Raw genomic sequence first — 23658 nt, forward strand, 5'->3', positions numbered from 1 at the left:
TGTAGTGAATGTTTTGATGGCTGTAAACGCTCCCGGTCCGCCACCACAAACTGCAGCAATCTGCACTTCATAAGTTGTAGCAGGAATCAAACCTGTTAGCTGAACCGGTGGATTACCATTCAATGTGGAAGCATTTACACTTGTCCAGGCTGAAGCAGGGTTGGTTACCGGTCTGTATTGTAAAACATATGAAATGTTATTGGTAGCAGGCGTCCAGTTCACGGTAGCCGAATTGTGTGTTACCGCAGCAAAAGTTGGAGCTCCCGGTGTAACATTGCTGCAAGGTCTTAATCTTACTGCATAATCTTCAACTTCACCATTAACAGGATCCTGACACATAACAGGTGCGCTTGTACGCTTCAGGACAACTCTCATTGTCGTCGTTAACGGTCCTAAATACACACCCGTTGAAGGTACATCAAATGTTGCCGTAACAGGTGTTGTTGTGCTTGGAGCCGAAGTCATGATTCTTTCGCTGTCTGCAAAAATTCCGTCTCTGTTGTAATCTATATAGGCATAAACTGCATCGCTGTAAGTAGTTCCCACCCAACCTTTAGATACAGATAATTGATTTCCTGTAGATCCTATTTCTAAATTAATAAGAGTGGCAGGGGTTGTATAGCTTGTATAATTCGTCTGCAAGGAAGTATTGTCCATCACAGGGAAATTAACAGGAGTAACTTTTACATTTGAAATGTAATCGTTCGTACCTGTACCGGTCATATTACAATATGATAAAGGCGGAGTTGTGAATGATACTGAAGGGCTGAATGCACCTGTAGTTCCGTTACAAATTGTAGCGACCTGCACCTGATATCCTGTCTGCTCGGTAAGTCCTGTAATCGTATGATAACTTTGTCCCGCAGGAAGAGTCAGACCGGCAGCTGTAGGAAGCCAAGGTCCGGTAGCACCTTCTCTCCATCTGATAAGGTAAGTAGCTCCTGCAGCCGGTAACCATGATATAAAAGCAGTAGCCGATGTTAAATTGGTTGCCGTAATATTGGTCGGAGGATTTGTAGCGCACGGCTGTAATGCTGTTGCAACTACCTGAAGTTTTGGAATTGTAGAATATCTAGTGGTTGCATTAGGAGGATTTGAAGGGGTCGGATTTGTTGCCGAGCTGCGATAAATCATCCCCCTATTAGTTCCAGCCGTATAACTACCCCAGTTTGCAGTACAAGAAGTACCTGCTGAGTTTTCATCTACTGCAATCACAATATTACTTGTACCATCCCAAAGGAAAGGCATGCTCAATGGAATCGTAACCCATGTTCCAGCGGCCATTACAGGTAAAGTACCTGAATATACTTGTAATAAAGATGAAGGCGCAACCCAGTTTGCAGTAGACGTAAAGCTGTTTTGGTTCGTATTTCCCATATAAACAATCCACTGATTATAATTTGCCTGAGTCACTGTACTTGCTACAAAAAACTTGATTGACGTAATATAAGTATTAGAACCAATTGCGCTTGTAAGCTCCGCTGCTTTGTAGATCTGCTGTGAATAACCAAACCCTGTACATGAAGAAACAGGAAGAAAGCCATTTGTAGCTGTTCCACTACCAATTTGTCCGAGAGTGAAAGGATCTCCCGGTACCCAAGGACTTTTATCAGTTGCTGAACATATTGATCTTACCCACCAGTAGTATGTCGCCCCCAAAGTAAGAGGTGATAGATTAGCACTTGTGGCTGCAGTTACCGTACCGGCAGTTGTCGCAACAGGAGGTGTATTTGTAGTGTTGAAATAATATTCGTAACCACTTGCTGGTGCCGGTGCCGGTGCAGCAGGCGGACTCCAATTTATTGTGGCAGATGTAGGAGTAATATTAGTTGCCGGCAGAGTTACAGGATCAAAGCAAGTCGGAGCTTCTACTACCCTAATTTCGTCCAAAAGAAGATCATCATAGAAGTTTCCATTTCCGGAAACATCTTTATCTACGGTAAATCTTAAACGAATAGTGGTTCCGGCATACGCTGTATCTAAAAGAATACCCACGGTTCGCCATTTTGGGGAATTCGTATCATTTGACCAAATCTGAACCCAACCGGTACCATTATTTACTGCAACTTTTAATTGATTATTATCATTATTAGGCATAGTCCCAGCAGCACCATCCAGATGATTTTTGAACCATTCAAACTTTACATAAGGCTTGGCTAAACCCGCCAAATTAATCTGCGGTGAAATAAGTTCGACGTTATGTATATTGTTATTAGGCGTGCTGGCATCTACCCACGCATATGTTCCGGCAGGCTTTCCGTTGTTGATAGCACCATACCCCACACCTGTACCAAATTTCCATTTGACATTGACATGGGTAGAGGTTGAAGTTGGATTTTGATTAACCCAACATGCCGGAAGAGCACCGGTACTAAAAGACTGTAAAAAAGGAACCGGGACGGGGTTACAGGCCTGCCCTGAAATATTGACCGAATATGCCAATAAAAGTATTATAATTAGTAGAAATTTCTTCATATTATACATTTTTGAATCCGAAATAAGATTTTTAGTTAAACAAAAATTAATGAAATTAATCTGTCATAAAACAGTATAAGACAATCCAAAAAATTCTGAACTATCTTCGTTTTCGTATAAAATAATTGTTGAAAAAGTAGAGGTTTTCGTCATAGGCTATAATTTAATTTATAAAATTAATTATTATTTAACAAATTAACAAAATAATTATTATAAATAACCTATAATGTATGTAAAATTATTGATTTAAAATAAAAGAAATTAGAAAAATAAATTAAATGAACTTAATTAAATTTTAAAATTCGAACTATAATTATACATTATTTAAGAATATAACTTTAATAAATAATTATATCTATAAAATTATCAAATTAGTTTCCGAATTTTTTTAAGTGTATTTTTTTCTGTTTTGCTTTAATTACAAAAGATGATAGTGAAAGAATTTCTCCTGCTTTTACATTTCCGGTTAATGATTTATTTTCAGAATAAGTTTGAGTCGGCAAAGATGCTTCATTAATGGAAACAGTATAAGTTCCTGTTGGCAGAAATGCAATAAAATCTCCGTTATCATCAGTAATTACTCGCTGTATCAATACATCATTTTGATAAATATTTAAGACAATCCCTGAACCTTTAGGCTGAAAACTTACGGCTGTTTTTGCATCAAATTCATATTTAATTCTTCCCTGCAAAGTACCGTTTTGATGCAATGGAATCATCAAATCGTGATGATAAGTATTGATATCAAATGTCTTTTCGTCATAATACCAGCCTTCCTGAATCACCTGTTTCAGATCATATTTTCCGAAAGGTATATTTTTATAGATGATTTTACCTTCTACATTGGTTTTAAATGCGATATTGCTTATATTTATCAGATAATCATTTGCCGCTTTCTCATCTGGATCAAAAATATTATTGTTGTTTTCGTCGTAAAACGCAAAAGCCCTGATTACAGATTTTTTATTGGGATTCATCGCATTTCCCTGTAAACTTAAAGTTACCCCGGCTTCTATCGTAAAAGTATTGTTTTTGATGCTTCCCAAAGAATAATTATACCATGAAGTGTTGGCAAAAACTCCATACAGCCTGCCACTGTATTTCAAATTAAAAAAAGCGGAAGGCGAGCTGCCATAGACAATATCATTGGTATACGAAATGCCGGAATTAATATTAATTTTATCCTTCAAAAAATTATTAGTGTAAAACAAAGAGCCGGAAAATTTCCTGTAAGATTCTGTATTTTGAAACATCTTTGTAAATGCATATTCCGAAAGATAATAGCTACCATATTGAAATAAAGTCGTGAAATTGAATACTTTATAATTATAATTTCCAGTAAATTTCACCTGAAGCTGCGTCTTTTCACCATCAGGATATTGCGCAAATCCTGTTTCAGCATTGATAATTGCCGAATGCTTTCTATTTTTGCTGCTCCAATTAATAGTTTCTGTTAGCCTTTGCCCGACAATTTGTTTTTGATCAGTATTGTAAGGGTTTCCAAAAAAGCTATTATAAGTATTGGACTTTTCAGATTGATAATGATAACCCAGCCCAAACCCGAAATTTCCTTTCTTTGCAAAGTTGATTCCGCTTTCCAGCTTTGTGTTGTCAGAAGATAACTGCGTCTGAAAAAGGTTATATTTTGGCGAAAAATTGGAAGCAATGATATTGGCATAAACAAAATGTTTACTAAAGATCTTTACATTGGCACTTTGTTGAATCTGAAGACTTCCACGCCTGTTTCCGGGGTAATAATCTGTGCTGAAAAAAAAGTTTCCATTGAGATTAATATCATTCAATATTCCTGAATATTGAGATTCAGCCGCAAAAGAAGGCTCAGCTTCTTTTTTATTTTCATAATGACTTATTCCTCCAAATATTTTAGCGGAAGCTTTCCAGAAATTATTAAAACTATAATTAATATCCGTCCCAAGCAAGTTGTGGTTTGCTTTCTCGTAAGGATCTGCTCTGAAAATATAAGTTGCAGAAATATTCCGTGAGTAATTGAGCGGATTAACAGTTCCTTTAACGAAAAAACCATAACCGTTCTGCAAAAAAGAATTTCTTTCGATAAGACTAAAGCTTTGTTCGACAAAACCGACTTCGATCTTCTTATCTTTTGCATCATTGATAAAGCTGTATTCTGCGCCTCTTCCAAAAAGCGGAACTTCCAGCAATTTGCTGACATTACCCACCGTAAGCTCGTTGTTTTCATCACGATAAGAAATATAGGTGTTGTTTATGATGGGATCACGTTGCCTATTCATCATATAAATGTTTCCGCTTACAAAAATATACCCGGAAGGAACATTAAAACCGCCCAAGCCGATCAACTGATACATATCCAAACCTTCGCCGATTCTTCTGTAGCTTGTCGTAATTGAATTTCTTGTAGGATTGAAAAAACCGTTCAGCTGATGTCTCTGAAATTTTTGTGTATGTGAAATATTCTGAACCGAAATATTGGCATTTCCGAAAATCTCTTTATCGGCATTTCTGAATCCCGTGACCGAAACCGTAAAAGCAGATTGCTTTAAAAGATTCCTCGAAGGCAAAAAACTAAAAGTAAATACAGAATCTTTTTGCACACCTATTTTCCCATGCTTTTCTATAAAAACATTTCCGTCATTAAGTTCCGGAATTTTAAAGACAACGGCTACATTTTGTGCTTTATTTCCTCTGTTGGAAACCTTCACCGCAATCCGCAAAGAGTCTTCATTTCCTGTCCTGTAAATCTGAGGTTTTTCGGCACTTATTTGCAATGTATTATCGTCCGGAACGTGATGCATGATGACTTTAGAAAAGATTTCATGATCCTTAAAATCAGACAATTTCACAACAATTTTTGCATCGCCGGCTTCAGCGGTATTATTTACTAATATTTTAACGGGAATGTATCTGTTTTCATTTGCCTTAAGCTCAATTTCAATATTATTACCATTTATAATTTTAAAACCTTTTGGAGACTGCAGATTTATTTTCCCTTTAAAATTTTCAGCATTATTGTTACGTAAAACAATCATCAGATCAAGTAGCCTGGATTCGCTCTTTGCTGTACGATCCTGAATTTCCATTGCAATTTTTCCATCAAGGATTTGCCCAAACGAAACGATCGAGCCCAGAAATAGCAAAAAAGTAGGAATTACTCTTTTAAAAACTTCAAATTGCATTTATCTGAATTATTTACTGCGGAGTGATTTCATATTGCAGAGTTGCGGAATATTCTTCAGGTTTTGCATTGATAAAATATTCATCATTTGGCTTTGTAAAATATTTTACATCATAATCGTAATAATTTCCCTGTGACGACGCTCCTTTTGCAATAAGCTGCGAAGACATATTTAAACTGACCGGATAAACCAAACTTTGATTTTGAAGCAATGGCAACAAAACCAGTTGTACAGTATTCACGGGAATTGAATTTCCTTGTTGTGATGTAAAATTCCCCTGAATCGCACGCACCGTAATTTGGAAATTGGTATTGCTTTTCACAGAAACTGCTTTTGGGTAAACTACACTTGCGCCATCTTTGTAATCCTGAATGCTGTTAAATTCAAGAACACCATTTACGGCGTTTGTGTTTATTTTTAAAGATAATTCCGTTTCATTGGCGGGACTTCCGGAAAGCGTTCCTATCTGAAAATGAAACTGATGATCCATCTTCCCAATAATATTATTGTTTTGATCATATGCCGTGAATTCCACAGGAGCTGTAAACGTGATCCACGAAGGATAATTGCCAAGATAAGCACCACCCGCAACTCTTAAGCTGAATTTTAGCTGCAGATTATAATATCCGTTAGGCTGCGCCGGCTGGTTGTATAAAGCTGCATTTGATTTTGGGATCAGAAAAAACTCCGCACCTTCCTGCATGATGATATTCAGCGGAATACCTATTTCGGCTAATGAAGGAATCTGATTTGGATAAGCCTGCCCCACCGATGAAACCGGCTGAAAAGATATTTTATTGGCTGGAAAAATATAATTGCCGCTATTGGCCGTAATGTTTTGTTTTAAACGTGCTGAAAGCCTCCAGTTTGCAATATTTATGTTTCCATTTCCTGCAAAAGTAACGGTGTAAGCGTCCGGATTTATGTTTTCATTATAAGAATTAATCTGTAAATAACTGTTTGTCCATGATGAAACTGAAATTTGCGAAAAATAAAACCCGGAAAACAACATCAATGCAACAAAAAGATACAGTCTTTTAATCATAATTAAAATTTAATTCGCCCATTTCCAAGTTTTCAGAATCTCCATAATCCAGAAGCACAGACGCCGTATAACTTCCTTTTTCCGGTATTTCGGTAAAAGGAATCTGCAATTCTCTTTTATTTCCGGGCATTGTATAAAAAATAACAGGATCCACTGCTATTTTTTTACCGTTGGCTGAATTGATAATATCCACACTTACTTTTCCGTCTACCCAAATATTTGACTGGTTCTCAAAAAATAAAATCAATGAATTTTTCTGTTTGTCGAACTTCAAATTGGTCATCTCAATCTTTTTGGTTTTCGCATTTGGTATTTTATGAAAAATTTTAATACCTGATCTTATGCTTACTTTAATATTTGCTCCTTTACTGTCGATATCATCTACAGGATTCATTTGGCTGACGTACAAAACTGCGGTATGCGCTGCCAGATTTCCAGAATTGCTTGGAGCGGTAAGTGTGATATTAATGTCTCTTCTTTCTCCCGGCGAAAGCGAAAAGTAGGCGTCTTCTTTTTTTACCGTAATCCAGCTGGCGCAAGATGTAGGAAGTGTGCCGGCAATATACATCATATTCTCTCCTTTTTCATCATATTCCCAGTCACCAAGGCTTACCGCTAAATCGAGTGTATTTTTTGCGCTCACGTTTGTGACGGTGATTTTCTCGGTATTGCTGATGCCGGATTCTGATTCAAAATAAATACGCGGAGGTGAAACCGATATTCCTGTCTGCGCATGAACGCAATAAACGGACAAGAAAAAAGCAACGAAAAGAACTATTTTTTTCATGAGAGATTTGATAAAAAGAGAAGTGCTACAACGAATTGCAACACTTCTTATCGATATACAATTACGTTAAAGATTATTGAGATACGATTGTATAAGTCAGTTCGGTCGTGTAAACCGTTGGGTCCTGACCTGCAATGTAATTATCCAAATATGCATTGGCACCCGCACCTTTATATTCGATGCTGATTTTTTTGTTAACCCCACCGTTTGTTGAAGTTACCAATGTAGATTCGTTAGCAGATAAAAGAACATTCTGCGCATATTGTGCACCATTTACAGCTTCAGTACCTGCAGTTGCCTTGATCTGAATTGTATTGGCCTGAATATTTTTTGCGCCGTTCTGCAATGCTGCGTTTGCACTTTTAACTTTTACCTGAAATCCGCCGGTGCTGTAAATATTTAGGTGATCTGCATTTACCGAAGTTACACCGTTGGCATAATCGTCTTTTGTAACGTAGTCTAAATTAACGATCTTTTGAGAATTGTTGACAATAAGTGTCTGAATTGGCTTTAATCTAACGTTTAATGTTACATTTTGTGCATTCATAGTCGCAAACCCCAACATTCCAAAAGAGGTTAAGATGAATTTTTTCATTAAAAATTGTTTTATTGTTTCTGTCTTAGTTTCTGGCTGCAAAATTACCAACCTTCCAAAGAAGCAACATTGTAAAAAAAGACGTATTTTTTGTAAAATTTAACAGCAATTTAACCAACGAAACAACAACACTATTTTGCTTTATTTTAGAGGTTTGCAAGGATAATTACAGGATTTAAAATAAAAAAGAAACAAACTATATTATTTTCATAAGTTTAGTTAACAAACCTTATAAATTTAATACATCAAAAATTCGCAATATATTATCTATTACATAACGATTCTTTAATAATAAATTAATTTCATTGCGAAATGATCGTGTAAACCATTAAAGAATTTTGATCATTTGAAACACAACTTAGGTTTCTGAACGAATCTTCAAATTCTGAAGCGGCTACCGGAATTTTCTTTTCTATCGTTCCATTGCTCATATTGGCAATCGAAAATTCATTGTAGCATCTGCTTTCATCAATATCCGAATATGAAGTATCTGCTTCATCATTTTGATAAGGTTTATGCAATGCATTTATTTGGTAGCCATATATATTGGTAACCACCAAATGATCAACATTTAAAAGATTTTCTAATGTATTTTTGTCAGATTGACTATTCGGATCAATTTCTGTATCAAGTACAAGAATCTGGGCAGGAAAAAGCCTTACATTTAAAACATGCTGATCAGAAACCTGTCCGGATATAAACGCTGTGCAACATAAAATAAAAATGAAAGTAAAAGTTTTAGCAAACATATCAATAAATGAAATTGGTGTTCTAAATCTACAAATTTATACCAATATTCCTCTCATTTCGGACGGTTTCTTTCCACTATGTTTTTTTACGAAATTGCTAAAGTTGCCTTCATCATTGAAACCCAGCTCATAAGCTATTTCAGACATTGTAGAATTTGAAAATTTAATTGCTTTTTCACATTCAACCTTTATTTTTTCTATAATAATCTGCTTTGCTGATTTTCCATATACATATTCGGTCATTTCGGTAAGTCTTCTTGTAGAAATTTTTAATTCTTCGGCATAATGCGAGACTTTTTTCGCATATTTAAAATCACGTTGCAACAATATTTTGAATCTGTTGACGTAAGAAACAAATTCCAGTTTTTCATCATTTTCCGCTTTATGACGCTCCACATATAAATAGGCATCCAAAATCAACCCTTCGATTGCGTTGTGTGCAGCCGAAATATAAAGGCTTTCGTCTTTCGTCTGGAATTTCAGAAGTCTTTCTATTAATATGATCTTATTATATTCATTATTCCCAAAATAGGGAGCCACAAAAACTTCCGAATTACAATTGAAAAAAACCTGGGAATTTAAAAAAATACTGTCTTTTGAAGATTTATCGTAAAAACCGGACGAAAAAGCAATCACATATATTTCCTTTCCCTGAGCCTCACCAAACTCAACATTCTTTTGCGGGCCTACAAAAACCGCATTACCGCCTTTTATCAAATGATCGACGTTTCCAACCTTCAGATCCAAGTCTTCGGCGATCAAAAAAATGCAGAAATATTCTAAAGTATTGAATTTTTTGCTGTAATTATTTCTTTTTATAATGTCACTTACCAAATTAATGCTAAAGCCTATTTTGTTAAGTTGATTAGTTATCTGATACATTGCGACATATGCTTAAATTATAGCTGATTTCAAAAATTTTTCAAAAGTATAACAAAATAAGCATATGCAGTTCTAAAATTTATTAATTTAACATTAAATGATAATTCTAGCAGAGTTCTATCAAAACAATACTGTTTTTTATTGACAATACATAAGAATATTCTTTGAAATAATTGTTAAATCTTTTACAGCTGTTTCTAAAAAATGATTGTGCATTTTTTAAGTATTATTTTTGAATTTCATTGCTTTTTTTGTTTTTTTTATTCAGAAGGATTCTGTTCAACTTTTTGTTTTTAAACTTTTCTGAAATTTGATATCGAAATCAAAATACATATCTTTGCGGCTTTATGAAAAGAGCAACTTACATATTTTCTTCAATTACACCGCCTTGATTTTTAGGTAACTATTATTATTTCTCTAAATATTTATTTGGAGACTTTTTCTTGTACTATCAATTCATCTTTATCAAAATCTAGGAAACAACAATAGTTTATGGAAAATACCATACTTAATAATAAATTTTTATTTAATATTAATTTAAAAACCGAAATTTTAGCGGGATTAACGGTTGCAATGACCATGATTCCCGAGTCTTTATCATTTGCAATTCTTGCCGGATTATCACCTCTTACCGGCTTGTATGCTGCATTTTTGATGGGAATCGTAACAGCCGTATTGGGCGGAAGACCCGGAATGGTATCCGGTGGCGCAGGCGCAACTGTTGTAGTTTTAATTGCGCTGGCTTCTTCGCATGGCGTGGAATATCTTTTTGGCGCTGTGATTCTTGCCGGAATACTTCAGATTCTGGTTGGAACATTGAAGCTTGGAAAATTTGTAAGACTGATTCCTCAACCTGTCATGTATGGATTTCTGAACGGGCTTGCCATTATTATTTTTATAGCACAGGTTGCACAATTTAAAACCATTGAAAACGGACTTGCCGTATGGATGCAGGGTTCGGCTCTTTATATTATGGCAGGATTAACCCTTTTGACCATTGCAATTGTCATGTTTCTCCCTAAAATCACTAAAGCTGTACCTTCATCTCTTGTTGCTATTATCATAGTTTTTGGATTAGTTTATTTTTTAAATATTGACACCAAAAAAGTAGTTGATATAGCCTCCGTAAGCGGATCGTTACCTTCTTTTCATATTCCTCTGATACCTTTTAATTTAGAAAGTCTGCAAATCATATTTCCGTATGCTGCAATCATGGCGGGAGTTGGGCTAATAGAATCTTTACTAACACTGAATATGGTAGATGAAATCACCAATACAAAAGGAAAATCCAACAAAGAAGCAATCGCACAAGGTGTAGCTAATATGACAAACGGATTTTTCGGAGGCATGGGAGGCTGCGCAATGGTGGCCCAAACTCTGGTAAATATTGATGCCGGAGCGCGAACAAGAATTTCGGCAATCATCGGAGCTGTAACTATTTTGATCATTATTCTTGTGGGCGGTCCACTTATCGAGCAGATTCCAATGGCGGCTTTGGTAGGCGTAATGATGATGGTCGCTATCGGAACATTTGAATGGGTGTCTTTCCGTATTATTACAAAAATGCCGAAATCTGATATTTTTGTAGGAATTCTGGTCGCAACTATTACGGTGGTGTTGCACAATTTGGCTTTGGCAGTTTTAGTCGGTGTTGTAATTTCGGCTTTGGTATTTGCCTGGGACAATGCAAAAAGAATCAGGGCAAGAAAAACAATTGATGAAAACGGAAACAAAGTTTATGAAATTTATGGGCCTTTATTTTTTGGAAGCACAACTTCATTTTTAGAAAAGTTTGACGTTGTTTCCGATCCTGATACTGTGATTATTGATTTCCGCGAATCGCGAGTTGCCGATATGTCTGCAATCGATGCGCTTAAAAAAATTACCGAAAAATATAAAAGCCAGAATAAAAAATTAGTTTTAAAGCATCTGAGCGAAGATTGTATAAAACTGCTTGACAATGCTGACGGATTTATTGAAGTAAATATTTTCGAAGATCCAACTTACAAAGTAATGCCGAAACAGTAATTCTTAAGATCATTTTAATTTTATTGTGGATTTTAAATAGTAAAAATCAATTATAATTTTTTAAATTAAACTGAATTCAGGGTATTTTGTTTAAACGCAAAGCCAAACAAGGAAATTTAATATATGATTTTTATTATTTAAGTAAAACAAAGGCGTTGCACTTAACAATGAAATACTATTTTGTTTTTGTTTTATAAACAAAAAAATGATTTAGTTTTTGTTAAGAAATATTCAAAATTAAAATTTCAACAAAAAAAATAGCAGATAACAATAATGTTATCTGCTAAATTTTAAAAAAGATTGTAATCTAATTATGCTATACGTACGTTAACAGCGTTAACGCCTTTTTTACCTTCTTGTACGTCGAATGTTACGACGTCATTTTCGCGTACATTATCGATCAAACCTGATGTGTGTACGAAAATGTCTTGACCACCACTTGTTGGTGTAATAAATCCGAAACCTTTTGTTTCGTTAAAGAATTTTACTGTTCCTTGTTGCATTGTATTATGTATTAATTACTGAATTGTTGACATTGTTAAATTTACTGCCATGATAATAAATATCAGGACATTAATAAATCATTTTGCGAAAAAATACTGATGTTGATTTTAAGAGGACTGAATAATTCAATTTTCTCAAAGGTACTGCACCTGAAATTGATAACAAAAATAGCGTCTGAAAAAGCTAAGGCTGAGAAAAAAGAGTAAACTCAAAAATTTCAGAAAAGCATCGGCAGGAGCCTGATTATTGTGCAAATGTAAATATAATAAATGAATAAAAAAAATATTTAGCTATATTTCTTTCTTATTGCTATAAAACTATTTTTTTTTCAGATTTAAACTTCAGTATATATAAGTTAATGATGGAATGGTATTTGTCGGCAATACAATATCCACTCACCCTTTCAAATCATTAATCATGAAAATTGCAACATATAATGTAAACGGCATCAATGGCCGTCTTCCCGTTCTTCTACGCTGGCTTGAAGAAGAAAAACCAGATATTGTCTGCCTGCAGGAATTGAAGGCTCCACAGGAAAAGTTTCCGATAAAAGCAATAAATGATGCCGGATACAAAGCAATATGGAAAGGCCAAAAAAGCTGGAACGGAGTTGCCATACTTTCAAAAGATCATGAAATTGTTGAAGTGCAAAGAATTCTCCCGGGTGACAACGACGATATTCAAAGCCGCTATATTGAAGCTATAATCAACAAAATGGTCATTTGCTGCCTTTATCTTCCCAACGGAAACCCTTATCCGGGACCAAAATTTGAATATAAGCTGTCATGGATCAAACGGCTGAAAAGACGAGCCAATAAACTGATCAAAATGGAGCTTCCTGCCGTGCTTATCGGCGATTTCAATATTATTCCAACTGCTTTAGATGTTTACAAACCCGAAAAATGGTTAGACGATGCGCTTTATAGAAAGGAAGTAAGAAAAGAATATCAGGAATTACTAAAAAAAGGATGGCATGATTCTATCCGGACGCTATTTCCTGATGAAAAACTGTATACTTTCTGGGATTATCTTTACAAATCTTATGATCGTAATGCAGGATTGAGGCTCGATCATATTTTATTAAGTCCTTATTTAGCTCCAATGTTGAAGTCCGGCGGAATAGACCGTCAAGTGAGAGGATGGGAAAAAAGCAGTGACCACGCCCCTGTTTGGATTGAACTGGAAGATCAAGATGCTATTTAAGTATCAATTGATTTTTTAATACTGAATTTTAATGACATTCAAGCTTATCTATTGTCCATTCCGACAGAATATGTTATTATTGTTTTCAGAAATAATCAATCCGTTTATTAAAAGATCATGGTCAATTTATATCGTAAAATAGCTCTTATTGAAGGTTTATCTTATTTAATTTTATTATTCATAGCAATGCCTTTAAAATATATTTTTAATATTTCGGAAGCTGTAAAGTATTTTGGCTGGATACATGGAATTTTATTTCTCGTATTCATGGTAATCCTGATTGTAACAGCATTTAAATATAAATGGAGCCTAAAAAGAGTTGTTGTTTATTTAATAGGCTCAGTTTTGCCTTTTGTACCTTTCATATTGGATAAAAATTTAAAGAAAGAATATAATATTAGCTAGAAAAAGAGCTTCATTTCTATTAAATTGCATTATTGCTGCATTAATATTTCACCATACATTTTAATTGTTTCTGCCTGATCATTTGAAACATCCTGAATATATATTTGGGAGAAACCACAACTTTTATCTTCATTGAGCCATTCCAGATGTTCGTTCGGATCTGATGAAACACGGATCACTTTATTGGTTTGCTCGGGAGTTATACTTTCGACAGCGCTGTCAAAATCATCAGGAGTTCTGATTTCAGCCTGCAATTTTGCACCAAGTACCGCATGGCGCCAATTGTACCAAGCCTCATATTCAGCTTTTTTCTGATCTTTATCGTATGCCATGATTGCCTGCAAATACATTGATTCCTTATTTCCACCACCCTGCTGATACGCATAAATAAATTCCTGCTGCTCTTTTAAAGGCTTAATTACGGTAATGATCCCATCGCTGCATTCAGCCAATTCGTGGGCCGATTCTTTGGATAATGCTGCAACAAGAAGCTTTGGCTGAATCGAAGGTGTTGTATAAAGCTTTGTATCATACACCTGAAAATATTTACCTTCATAATTGACTGTTTTACCCTGAAGTAAATTTCTTATGATATAAATTGCTTCTTTCAACCTTTCATTTCGTTCACTTTTGACTGGCCAATGGCGATTGGTAATATGCTCGTTTAGCAGCTGTCCGCTTCCGAAAGCAATCCATAATCTACCGCTATACATGGAAGCTAAAGTTGCAATATATTGAGCAATGATAACCGGATGACACCTTTCTGTAGGCGAAGTTATAACGCCGAAAGGAAGATCAACTGTATTCATCGCACTTCCAAGCCAAGGCCATGATGCAATGGATGCGCCCTGACGTTTGCTCCACGGATAAAAATGATCAGAGCACGATATTCCATTAAAACCATTAGCTAACGCGGCTTTTATATTGTTTAGATGTTCAAGAGGAGTGTATCTTTCTAGTGAACAATGATATCCTATGAGTGTTTTCATATTGACTTTAGTTTATAAAGGAGATTTAAATTTCTTAAGTTCGTTTGTTACAAGATCGAATGCTCTTTGCCGCAGTTCGGGGTTTCCATTTTTTAATGCGATTAATATATCATAACATTCTCTGAGGAAACGCTCAGAAAACGATGGATCATTTTGTGAGATTTCTTTGGCATTATCCATAATATCGGCATATTTAATGGTTTGAGCCTCGGAACTGATGCTTTTCATCCGCTTTATTTCTTTCTTTTTTCTTTTAAATCCGTTTAATTTCGGGAAATCTTTTTTTACGTAAACGTCAGTTAATTCAACAACCATTTTTACGGTCAAATTCTGTTCTGATTCGTTCATATAATTTCTTAGAAACAATGATATATCATCACTTGTAAGCGGAGTATCTTCAATGACATCATGCAGTATCGCAGCAGCTAATACAGGTAAATCATCGGTATATTGGCTGCAAATTTCCATTACTCTTATCGGATGTACAATATATCTGTCCGAATTATATTTTCTGGTTTGATCAGCATGCGCATGATCTGCGAATTCTATAATTTTTTCGATTATTGCTGATTGCTCCATGCCTGTTTCAATTAGAAATTTACATTAATTTATTTGTTTTTATTAAGAGTTTGAACAAAATAAATGCCAAGGAATAACAGACATTTTGCTATATCGCAAGGTTTTTAATCATTAATTAAAATTGAATATTTTCTAAATATTAATATTATAATACCCTGGTAATACACTTGTTGCTTATCTTTGCAGACGATATAAAACTTTATGATGAAAATTTTTATTATTTTACTTACTTTATTTTCTTCCACCGCCTATTGTCAAGATATTACTGAGTTTAATGCAATCTATACCAAAACATTTTTAGAAACTTCACAAAAAGATTTTAATAAAGCTTTAAAAATAGCAGATTCGCTTTATAATATTTCCGAGACTCCGATATTGCAGGTTAAAAGTTTAATGCTTTCTGCAACTTTATACGACCAGTCGGGCGAGTTTGAGAAATCTTTAAAATATGCTTTAGATGCTGAAAAAATCATCGAAAAAACAGGCAATAGCGTTTGGAAAGCCAAAATTTATGGTTTCTTAGCAACCCATTATCGATATGTAAGGCTGTTTGATAAATCAAAAAAATATGCAGAATTAGGCATTAATACTGTAAAAGATATTACAAATAGCGATGTAAGCAATAATATGATGGCGATGATGATGCAGGAAATGGCATATTATCAAATTGAGGAAAAAAACTATACAGAATCTATCGATAAACTTGAGAAAGCGAAACTTCATTTAGCTAAAATCAATACAAATACAGAAATTACGTCGATTACAAATGAGCAACTTTTAGGTTATAATCATTATGCTCTCGGAAACCTTGACAAATCGTTCATGCATTATCAAAATGCTCTTAAACTGTCAAAAAACTATCCTGAAAATTATCTTGTCGGTCTTATTCACAACGGTTTTGCTTCTATTTATTTGAAAAAGAAAGAACTGAAAAAAGCAAAAGAACATCTTGACATTGCAAGAAAAATTGCTGATGAATCTAAATACCTTGCACTGAAAAATGAAGTTTATAATACTTCAGAGTTGTATTATTCTTTGACAAAAAATATACATGATCTTATAAAAACACAAGAAAGACATGATACTGTAAAAAAAACGCTTCAGAAGGAAATGGAAGCCTTCGTCAACAAATCTTATTCTGAAATTGATGACGAAAATATAAAAATAAAAAAAACAGATTCTATAAAAAGTATTATCATTGGTATTGCTTTATTGTTGATAATTGTTGCGATCATATTTTTTATCTTTTATCGAAACAAACAAAAAAGGAACATTAAGGAATTTAAAAAGTTATTAGAAGATTTAGACAAAAAACATCAGGAATTAATCAGCAATGAAAACCCTGAATCAATTGATAATTTGCCTATTGAAGATGAAAATTATTTGATTAATGAAGAAGAAATGACGATTCCGGCCGGAACGATAAAAAAAATATTGGATAAACTAAAAGAGTTTGAAAACTCAAAATTATATACCAATAACAATATTTCGCTTCCCTATTTAGCTTCCTATTGTGAAACCAACATAAAATATCTGTCTTACGTAATCAATACTCATAAACATAAAGATTTCAGGAATTACATAAATGAACTGAGAGTTGATTTCGCTGTTGACAAGCTTCGAAAGTTCCCAAAATACAGAAATTATAAAATTGCAATTCTGGCAGAAGAAGCGGGTTTTTCTTCACCCAACAAATTTTCAACAATTTTCAAAAAGGTAACCAGCATCACGCCTTCTCTTTTCATAAAATATTTAAACGAAACTGAGAAAAATAAGTAATGTAATATTAATAATGGTTATAAATAAATTACGTTTATTATTTAATAATTTATTCTCTACATTTCTTTCGTATTCAATAATGAATACCAATTCCCAAACAAAAATCACTGAATTGTGTCTCAATTCATAGTTGAAATTATAGCAAAATAGGAATTATCATCTAGTGCTATACGCACAAGTAGCAATTTATATAACACTAAAAACCAACCATTTAAACTATCAAAAGTTTCGTATTCGAGAAAACGATACTGTAAAAGCTTGCGTCCGGCTAAAAGCAACTGTAGCTTTGCGACACTTAAGAAAATAGACGATTCTAAGAACAATGATTGAAAAAGCATGCTAGAGATTTTGCATGTGATTTACTTTACCCTTCCCAAACTAATTATATATTAAAGTTGTATTAATAAGCTATATATAATTAGTTTTTTTAAACTGTACTACAAAACATATTATGATAAACCCAAATCGAACTTTATTTCTACCATTGAACAAAGGAAATTTCGAATTCTTTGTTTTTTTAATTTTATTTTTAATTTTTCCACAAAGCAGTTTTGCACAAACGAGGGTTATCGTAAACCCGGGTCTTGAATTTGACGTTGTAAGCGGAGGTTATGGACAATATGATGCAAATTTTGGCTCTGGTAATACATTTGATGCCGGTTCAGCGCTTACATCGCCTTGGTATACTTCCCATCCTACTCAAGCGGGCGCTTGTGCGCCTGGTTTTTCTGGAGCATGCCATCCCATTGAGATTTGGGGAAGCGGATTTCAGGGAGTGCCGGCCGCACAGGGAACAAACTTTGTCGAGCTGAATGCTTTTGTAAGCTCAATGATCTATCAAAATATGTATTTGGCAACTGGAGACGTGATCACTTATTATTTCAGACACAGAGCAAGAACGCTTACGTCTGAAAGAGCGGCCATGGTTATTGAAGATCAAAATCAAACAAATATAGCTACAGTTCGCCAAACAACTTTGCCTGCAAGTATAGGTGCTTGGTCAATCAATCAAGGTACTTATGTTTTCACAGGTGCTTCCGGTGTTTACAGAGTAGGATTTAGAGCATTAGCTACAGGAGGAAATCCTGGTTTAGGTAATTTGCTGGATGATATCAGAATCACGCTTAATCCTCTTATTGATCTTAAATTTTCTAATGCTTTAGCGTCTTGTGAAGGATCAAGCAATGGAAATTTATTTTTGAGAATCAACGGTGCTGTAACAGGCACGACTACTGTAGCGGTTCAGTTGATAGACCCGACAAATGGTACGCCTTTTATTACAGATAGTGATATCAATTTGACAGGTGTTACAAATTCAAATGGTGCTCCAGTAATAACTCATACACCGGGAAGCAGTATTTATCTAATAACCATTCCGCCAGGAAATTATGATGGTGGCGTTACGCCGGGATATGCAAGTCCTACCAATGATGAAGACGGAATTGCAATTAATATCACATCCGTGAATGATGCTATTGATGAGCCTCAGGAAACCTTTAAGTTTGAAATAAAACAACAAGGCACAAACGGTTCTACAAGCAACTTTATTTCGACTTCTGCTCCAATATTTGGCGACACATACTTCCCTACAACTAATGATTATTTTATACAAAAGTGTGTATGTTACAACGATGCAAATACCAGTGTTTCTGGTGTAGATTCCAAACAAGGTATTACGCTTTTAAAAAGAGCGGACGCCGATAATGGCAATTGGCCAATGATCAGAAAATCTGCACATACTGTTTTAGAATCCAATACTAAAGGTTTTGTACCGACAAGATTGACAACAGCTCAGGTGAATGCCATCGTATCACCACAGGAAGGAATGATGGTATATGATACCACTGCTAAATGTTTAAAACTATACAACGGAACCGCCTGGAACTGCTTTAGTACGCCAGCTTGTCCATAGATTGTAAGATTCATCAGAATATCAAAAATTCACATCACTAAAATAATAGAATAAAATGAAAAAAATAATAATAACAGTTTTTATAGGAATGATTGCGTTGTCAAAAGCTCAGGTCATCATCGGAGACGCTATTGGCACAGCAGCTGTAAAGACCTCTGTTTTATTAGAATTTGCAGCCAATCAAAATAAAGGAATTGTTTTACCCTATGTAAGAACATTACCCGCTACTCCCGCAGAAGGAACTATAGTTCTGGATGCGAGTAATCCTGCCGCAGCACGCGTGAAATATTATAACGGAGCCTGGATAGATTTAAGCGGACAAGATGCTAATATCACAACTGCCCTCACAACTCAACCGACAGCAGCGCAGACACCTGAATTATCTGATGCAAAAGTAATAATTGGGGCTAATTCCAGCACGGCAGATGGTGTTTTGGTTTTGGAATCTACTTCAAAATCAATGGTTTTACCAATCGTGGATGATGTGCAAAATATTCCAAGCCCTTCTCCGGGAATGATGGTTTATATAAACAAAGCCGGTGCAAAGCGTTTAGCTATTTTTAATGGCAGCAAATGGTCTTTTTGGAAATCTTAGTAAAATTCTGCAATTAAGCTACAAAATGATCCAATAATTTAAATTATACAAAATAAAATTTACTATCCTGACCCGAGCAATATGTTCGGGTTTTTATAATTTAATGGTATCTAGAGAATTAAAAAAGCCTAATTATTTATATATGGATAAACCACAATATTTTCATAAAAAATGTGGCTTTTGCTTTCCTTAGCCCTTTAAAATACGTATATTTGAAATCATTCATATTGATATTCCAACGATCAGATACTTACCCAAAAGCATTATTAAAAAGGCTATAATTCGTTTTAATCATCCAAAAAATTTTCAGACATAAAATAGAAATGCAAAAAGTAATTGAAGAAACAGAAAATCAAAAACCGTCATTTACAGAAGCAGTAAAATTTTGGTTTATTTTAGGTTGGATAAGCTTTGGAGGCACGACCGGGCACATTACAATAATGCATGACTTTTTGGTTGAGAAAAAAAGATGGATAAGTAGTAGCAAATTTTATCATGCGCTAAATGCATGCATGGTACTTCCGGGGCCTGAGGCTCATCAACTTTCGATTTACATTGGCTGGAAGCTGCACGGCATTAAAGGCGGCATCATATCCGGGCTGTTCTTTATATTTCCTTCGATGTGTATTTTGCTGGGATTAAGCTTAACTTATGCGCTTTATGGAAATACACCTCTGCTTACATCTGTATTTAATGGATTAAAACCGGCAGTTCTTGCAATTATTCTTTACGCTACATGGAAGGTTGGTAAAAAGGCTTTGATAACTCCAATCTATTTTTTGGTTGCTGCATTAGCTTTTATATTGTCCTATTTTGTACACATACCAATGTCTTATATTATTTTTGGAATCATTGGTTTCGGGATTATGATAAATTTACTTTTTCCCAAGTTACTGATTCCTAAAAAGGACAACAAAGAAATGAAGGGTTTTATAGAGGAAGATCAATACTATATAAATTCTAATCAAAGCATTCCGAAAGCATCCTTAAAGAAAATTGGTTTACAGGCTTTAGTCTTTCTTATTTTATGGTTAATTCCTTTTTTATACGTTTCAAATTTTATGGCGGATTCAGCGTTTTGGGAAAGTTCATCGTTACTGTTCACCAAAGCTGCTTTCTTAACAATTGGCGGATCTTATACCGTAATTCCTTATGTTGCCAATTTGGTCACCAATAAGCTTATGTGGCTAAGCAAAGCACAAATGATTGATGGTTTTGCGCTGGCCGAAACAACTCCGGGCCCGCTGGTTATCGTATTGGCGTATATAGGATTTATGGCTGGATATAATCATTTTGGCGGATCTCTGGTTATGGGTTCTGTAGGATTGCTTATTGCCAGTTATTTTACTTTTTTACCTAATTTTATGTTCATTTTTATGGGAGCCTCGCTGATTGAGAAATCTCAGAAAAATAGAATAATCCAAAGTGTATTATCTCTAATCACCGCTGCAGTTGTTGGAGTAATCGTGAATCTTGCATTCTATTTAGGTGAGGAAATATTATTCGATAATCATAAAATAGAAATAATCAATTTAAATTGGATTTCAATATTGTGGGTAATTATTTCAATTATCTTACTCTATAAATATCGTTTAAATATGCTTTACCTTGTCTTGATAAGCTTACTTTTTGGACTATTACAATACTTTTTTATTTAAGCCTGATCGTTTTAATAGCGATTATACCTATTTTTTTCAGAATAGATCACAGGTGTAGTTTACTTAATAAATATCAAATACATCAATTATTACTATCAAATATTTAACTTTTTTAATTATTTGGCAATTATAATTAATTTTTATTATATTTGGTATAAACTAACTAATACCAACTTGATATGAAGAAAACTCTACTATTATTTGTTTTATTGATATCACAAACTTTTTTCGCTCAGGCAGATTGTTCTACTGCTTTGTCAGTTTGTGGAAATTCGAGTATTACCTACAGTCCTACAGGAATCGGCGCAGTCAACGAATCATTGGGTGGATGCCTTATTACCGGTGAACACAATTCTATCTGGTACAAGCTCACGATTGCAACTTCAGGAACACTTACTTTTGAATTGGTTCCCAACGATCCTGCAGCAGATTACGACTGGGCAATATATGGGCCCAATGTTACATGCGGAAGTTTAGGAGCACCGATACGCTGTAATGCAGCAACCGTTATCGGAGTTGGAGCATCCACCGGACTCAATATGACAAGCACCATTACAAATGCTCCCGGAGGTTCGTTGACGCCTTATTGCCAATATTTAGATGTTGTAGCGGGACAAACCTATTATTTGTATATTGATAATTGGGTAGGCGCCGGAAGCAACACCACCGCACCATTTTCTCTTACTTGGGGAGGAACTGCAACATTGGCATCACCTTTTACGGATCCAGCTTTGCAGCCCAATCCGTTTGTTCCGCCGGGATTGCCTGCCGCAAATCCTAACGACCCAAGAGAAATATTGATTTGTGCAAGTCCTGCTATTTTTGATTTCAGTACTTTATCAGCAGGAATACTGAATGGTAATCCAAATTTTATCGTTTCTTACCATACAACTCAAAATGATGCATTGGCAGGCACAAGCCCGATTACGGCTCCAATCACTGTAAATACAACAACTGTTTATTACTACAGCGTTCATTATCAAGACCCTGCTAATCCCAATAATCCAATCAACTTTTGTCGTCAAATAGGACCTTTTAAATTTAAACAAGGCAATATAACCGCTCTTGATAAAACATTGAGGGCCTGTAATAACAACAAAACAGGAACAGCAACTTTCAATCTGACTTCGGCAAATGTTTTTACGGGGTCCAATGTTACCATAAAATATTATCCGACGATGGCAAATCTGAATGCCGGAACCGCAGAAATCACCAATCCAACTCAATTTGTATCTGCAGCCGGAATAGTGTATGCATTGGTAAAAACGGCAGAAGGTTGCTCAGACACGGCTGCTATTACGCTTAGTTTTTATCCTGAATTTACTGTAAATGATGGAATTATCCGTTCTTGTGCCTTAATACAAAACGTAAACACGGCATCTTTTAATTTAACAATAGCTTCGGTCACTACACAATCAGGAACAACAAAAAAATATTACAAATCTATTACAGATGCGATTAACGGAACCAATGAAATTGTAACTCCGGCAATATACATTTCTCCGAGTGGCGTTGTGTATGTAAAAGTGATAGACGAATACGGATGTTATAATATTGCAAAATTAACTCTTGAAGTCATTGCACCTGCTTATTCGCAGACTTTAAAAGATAAAATCATATGTATTGAAGACAAAACTGTTTTAGATGCGGGCGCAGGATTTGATGGTTATGAATGGAGTACTGGCGCGACTACACAATCTATTTCTAATGTAGGAGTTGGAACCTATTGGGTAAAATTAAAAACAGGTGAATGTGTTTCATATCAATCAGTTAAAGTATACGCTCCTGAGCAGCCTGTTATTTCAAGTATAGATATCTCAAATACAACAGTCACTGTGAATGCAAATGGAGGTAATGCACCTTATAAATATTCTATGGATAATGTCAATTGGCAGGATTCTAGTGTTTTCACGAATATTCACAGAGGTGATCATACCGTATATGTAAAAGATTCTTACGACTGTGAACCGATCGTTATTGAGATCGTTGTTCCTAATCTCGTAAATCTAATTACTCCAAACGCAGATGGAATAAATGACGTGATCGATTATTCTGCATTGGCCAATAAGTCAAATTTAGTCTTTACCATCTTTGACCGATACGGAAATAAAGTATTTCAGGCCGATAAATTGAACAACTACAAATGGGACGGAACTTCAGGAAACAAAAAAGTCCCAACCGGAAATTATTGGTATTCAATAAGCTGGAATGAAAATGACAAAAAAAAGACGCCATTCAAATATACAGGATGGATCTTGGTGAAAAACCGGGAATAACTAACTAAAATTTTATAATAAAAC

General features: G+C 34.9%; 18 protein-coding genes. 8 read left to right on the top strand and 10 right to left on the bottom strand.

Going from position 1 to position 23658, the window contains the following annotated elements; all coding sequences use genetic code 11:
- The 7 genes from AC6CHK_RS08005 to AC6CHK_RS08035 all read right to left on the bottom strand — a co-directional run.
- Positions 1-2475 (bottom strand): fibronectin type III domain-containing protein (locus AC6CHK_RS08005; RefSeq protein WP_498095127.1); only part of this gene is annotated, 2475 nt, incomplete at its 3' end.
- Positions 2476-2846: 371 nt separating this feature from the next.
- Positions 2847-5648: a COG1470 family protein gene (locus tag AC6CHK_RS08010; protein ID WP_498095128.1), complete on the bottom strand. Its 2802-nt coding sequence runs from the start codon at positions 5646-5648 to the stop codon at positions 2847-2849.
- A 13-nt stretch (positions 5649-5661) separates the two neighbouring features.
- Positions 5662-6693 (bottom strand): hypothetical protein, encoded by a 1032-nt coding sequence (locus tag AC6CHK_RS08015; RefSeq protein ID WP_498095129.1) that lies wholly within the window; start codon positions 6691-6693, stop codon positions 5662-5664.
- Positions 6686-7480, bottom strand: a complete 795-nt coding sequence (locus AC6CHK_RS08020; protein WP_498095130.1) for a fimbrial biogenesis chaperone — start codon at positions 7478-7480, stop codon at positions 6686-6688. Before AC6CHK_RS08020 ends, AC6CHK_RS08015 begins: the two co-directional genes overlap by 8 nt.
- 73 nt (positions 7481-7553) lie before the next feature.
- Entirely contained in the window at positions 7554-8075 is a 522-nt protein-coding gene (locus AC6CHK_RS08025; RefSeq protein ID WP_498095131.1) for a hypothetical protein, read from the bottom strand.
- A gap of 302 nt (positions 8076-8377) precedes the next feature.
- Entirely contained in the window at positions 8378-8824 is a 447-nt protein-coding gene (locus AC6CHK_RS08030) for a hypothetical protein (RefSeq protein ID WP_498095132.1), read from the bottom strand.
- Between the two features lie 36 nt (positions 8825-8860).
- On the bottom strand, positions 8861-9706 hold the full coding sequence (locus AC6CHK_RS08035) for a helix-turn-helix domain-containing protein (RefSeq protein WP_498095133.1): 846 nt from the start codon (positions 9704-9706) through the stop codon (positions 8861-8863).
- Positions 9707-10198: 492 nt separating this feature from the next.
- Between AC6CHK_RS08035 and AC6CHK_RS08040 the strand changes: the two genes are divergently transcribed.
- Positions 10199-11734, top strand: coding sequence for a SulP family inorganic anion transporter (locus AC6CHK_RS08040; protein WP_498095134.1), 1536 nt, complete (start codon positions 10199-10201; stop codon positions 11732-11734).
- Between the two features lie 311 nt (positions 11735-12045).
- Here the strand turns inward: AC6CHK_RS08040 and AC6CHK_RS08045 are convergent, their stop codons facing one another.
- The gene (locus AC6CHK_RS08045) at positions 12046-12237 is read right to left on the bottom strand and encodes a cold-shock protein (protein ID WP_498095135.1); all 192 of its coding nucleotides are present in this window, start codon (positions 12235-12237) and stop codon (positions 12046-12048) included.
- A 418-nt stretch (positions 12238-12655) separates the two neighbouring features.
- On the opposite strand from AC6CHK_RS08045, the gene xth reads away from it, so the two are divergent.
- Positions 12656-13441, top strand: coding sequence for an exodeoxyribonuclease III (gene xth, locus AC6CHK_RS08050; protein WP_498095136.1), 786 nt, complete (start codon positions 12656-12658; stop codon positions 13439-13441).
- A gap of 117 nt (positions 13442-13558) precedes the next feature.
- Complete coding sequence (locus tag AC6CHK_RS08055) at positions 13559-13846, top strand: DUF3817 domain-containing protein (RefSeq protein WP_498095137.1); 288 nt, start codon at positions 13559-13561, stop codon at positions 13844-13846.
- Positions 13847-13875: 29 nt separating this feature from the next.
- On the opposite strand, the gene AC6CHK_RS08060 is transcribed toward AC6CHK_RS08055, so the two are convergent.
- Both AC6CHK_RS08060 and AC6CHK_RS08065 read right to left on the bottom strand, forming a co-directional pair.
- Positions 13876-14835 carry a TIGR03557 family F420-dependent LLM class oxidoreductase gene (locus AC6CHK_RS08060; protein WP_498095138.1) on the bottom strand — a complete coding sequence of 320 codons (960 nt, stop codon included), beginning with the start codon at positions 14833-14835 and terminating at the stop codon, positions 13876-13878.
- A gap of 12 nt (positions 14836-14847) precedes the next feature.
- Positions 14848-15414 carry an HD domain-containing protein gene (locus AC6CHK_RS08065; protein WP_498095139.1) on the bottom strand — a complete coding sequence of 189 codons (567 nt, stop codon included), beginning with the start codon at positions 15412-15414 and terminating at the stop codon, positions 14848-14850.
- Between the two features lie 201 nt (positions 15415-15615).
- On the opposite strand from AC6CHK_RS08065, the gene AC6CHK_RS08070 reads away from it, so the two are divergent.
- From AC6CHK_RS08070 to AC6CHK_RS08090, 5 genes are all read left to right on the top strand, one after another.
- Positions 15616-17193 (top strand): helix-turn-helix domain-containing protein, encoded by a 1578-nt coding sequence (locus AC6CHK_RS08070; RefSeq protein WP_498095140.1) that lies wholly within the window; start codon positions 15616-15618, stop codon positions 17191-17193.
- Between the two features lie 451 nt (positions 17194-17644).
- On the top strand, positions 17645-19105 hold the full coding sequence (locus AC6CHK_RS08075) for a phage tail-like protein (RefSeq protein ID WP_498095141.1): 1461 nt from the start codon (positions 17645-17647) through the stop codon (positions 19103-19105).
- 55 nt (positions 19106-19160) lie between these two features.
- Positions 19161-19700 (top strand): phage tail-like protein, encoded by a 540-nt coding sequence (locus AC6CHK_RS08080; RefSeq protein WP_498095142.1) that lies wholly within the window; start codon positions 19161-19163, stop codon positions 19698-19700.
- A 323-nt stretch (positions 19701-20023) separates the two neighbouring features.
- Positions 20024-21358, top strand: coding sequence for a chromate efflux transporter (chrA, locus tag AC6CHK_RS08085; protein WP_498095143.1), 1335 nt, complete (start codon positions 20024-20026; stop codon positions 21356-21358).
- A gap of 179 nt (positions 21359-21537) precedes the next feature.
- Positions 21538-23634: an FIDD domain-containing protein gene (locus AC6CHK_RS08090; protein ID WP_498095144.1), complete on the top strand. Its 2097-nt coding sequence runs from the start codon at positions 21538-21540 to the stop codon at positions 23632-23634.
- The last annotated feature ends 24 nt before the right edge of the window (positions 23635-23658 follow it).

It is taken from the genome of Chryseobacterium sp. GQ58 (assembly GCF_059758895.1).

Coding starts and splice junctions, on each gene's coding strand:
- AC6CHK_RS08030 (WP_498095132.1), bottom strand. CDS start 8,824: ATGTTTGCTAAAACTTTTACTTTCATTTTTATTTTATGTTGCACAGCG.
- AC6CHK_RS08060 (WP_498095138.1), bottom strand. CDS start 14,835: ATGAAAACACTCATAGGATATCATTGTTCACTAGAAAGATACACTCCT.
- AC6CHK_RS08045 (WP_498095135.1), bottom strand. CDS start 12,237: ATGCAACAAGGAACAGTAAAATTCTTTAACGAAACAAAAGGTTTCGGA.
- chrA (WP_498095143.1), top strand. CDS start 20,024: ATGCAAAAAGTAATTGAAGAAACAGAAAATCAAAAACCGTCATTTACA.
- AC6CHK_RS08025 (WP_498095131.1), bottom strand. CDS start 8,075: ATGAAAAAATTCATCTTAACCTCTTTTGGAATGTTGGGGTTTGCGACT.
- AC6CHK_RS08090 (WP_498095144.1), top strand. CDS start 21,538: ATGAAGAAAACTCTACTATTATTTGTTTTATTGATATCACAAACTTTT.
- AC6CHK_RS08040 (WP_498095134.1), top strand. CDS start 10,199: ATGGAAAATACCATACTTAATAATAAATTTTTATTTAATATTAATTTA.
- AC6CHK_RS08035 (WP_498095133.1), bottom strand. CDS start 9,706: ATGTATCAGATAACTAATCAACTTAACAAAATAGGCTTTAGCATTAAT.
- AC6CHK_RS08015 (WP_498095129.1), bottom strand. CDS start 6,693: ATGATTAAAAGACTGTATCTTTTTGTTGCATTGATGTTGTTTTCCGGG.
- AC6CHK_RS08055 (WP_498095137.1), top strand. CDS start 13,559: ATGGTCAATTTATATCGTAAAATAGCTCTTATTGAAGGTTTATCTTAT.
- AC6CHK_RS08065 (WP_498095139.1), bottom strand. CDS start 15,414: ATGGAGCAATCAGCAATAATCGAAAAAATTATAGAATTCGCAGATCAT.
- AC6CHK_RS08020 (WP_498095130.1), bottom strand. CDS start 7,480: ATGAAAAAAATAGTTCTTTTCGTTGCTTTTTTCTTGTCCGTTTATTGC.
- AC6CHK_RS08010 (WP_498095128.1), bottom strand. CDS start 5,648: ATGCAATTTGAAGTTTTTAAAAGAGTAATTCCTACTTTTTTGCTATTT.
- AC6CHK_RS08080 (WP_498095142.1), top strand. CDS start 19,161: ATGAAAAAAATAATAATAACAGTTTTTATAGGAATGATTGCGTTGTCA.
- xth (WP_498095136.1), top strand. CDS start 12,656: ATGAAAATTGCAACATATAATGTAAACGGCATCAATGGCCGTCTTCCC.
- AC6CHK_RS08075 (WP_498095141.1), top strand. CDS start 17,645: ATGATAAACCCAAATCGAACTTTATTTCTACCATTGAACAAAGGAAAT.
- AC6CHK_RS08070 (WP_498095140.1), top strand. CDS start 15,616: ATGATGAAAATTTTTATTATTTTACTTACTTTATTTTCTTCCACCGCC.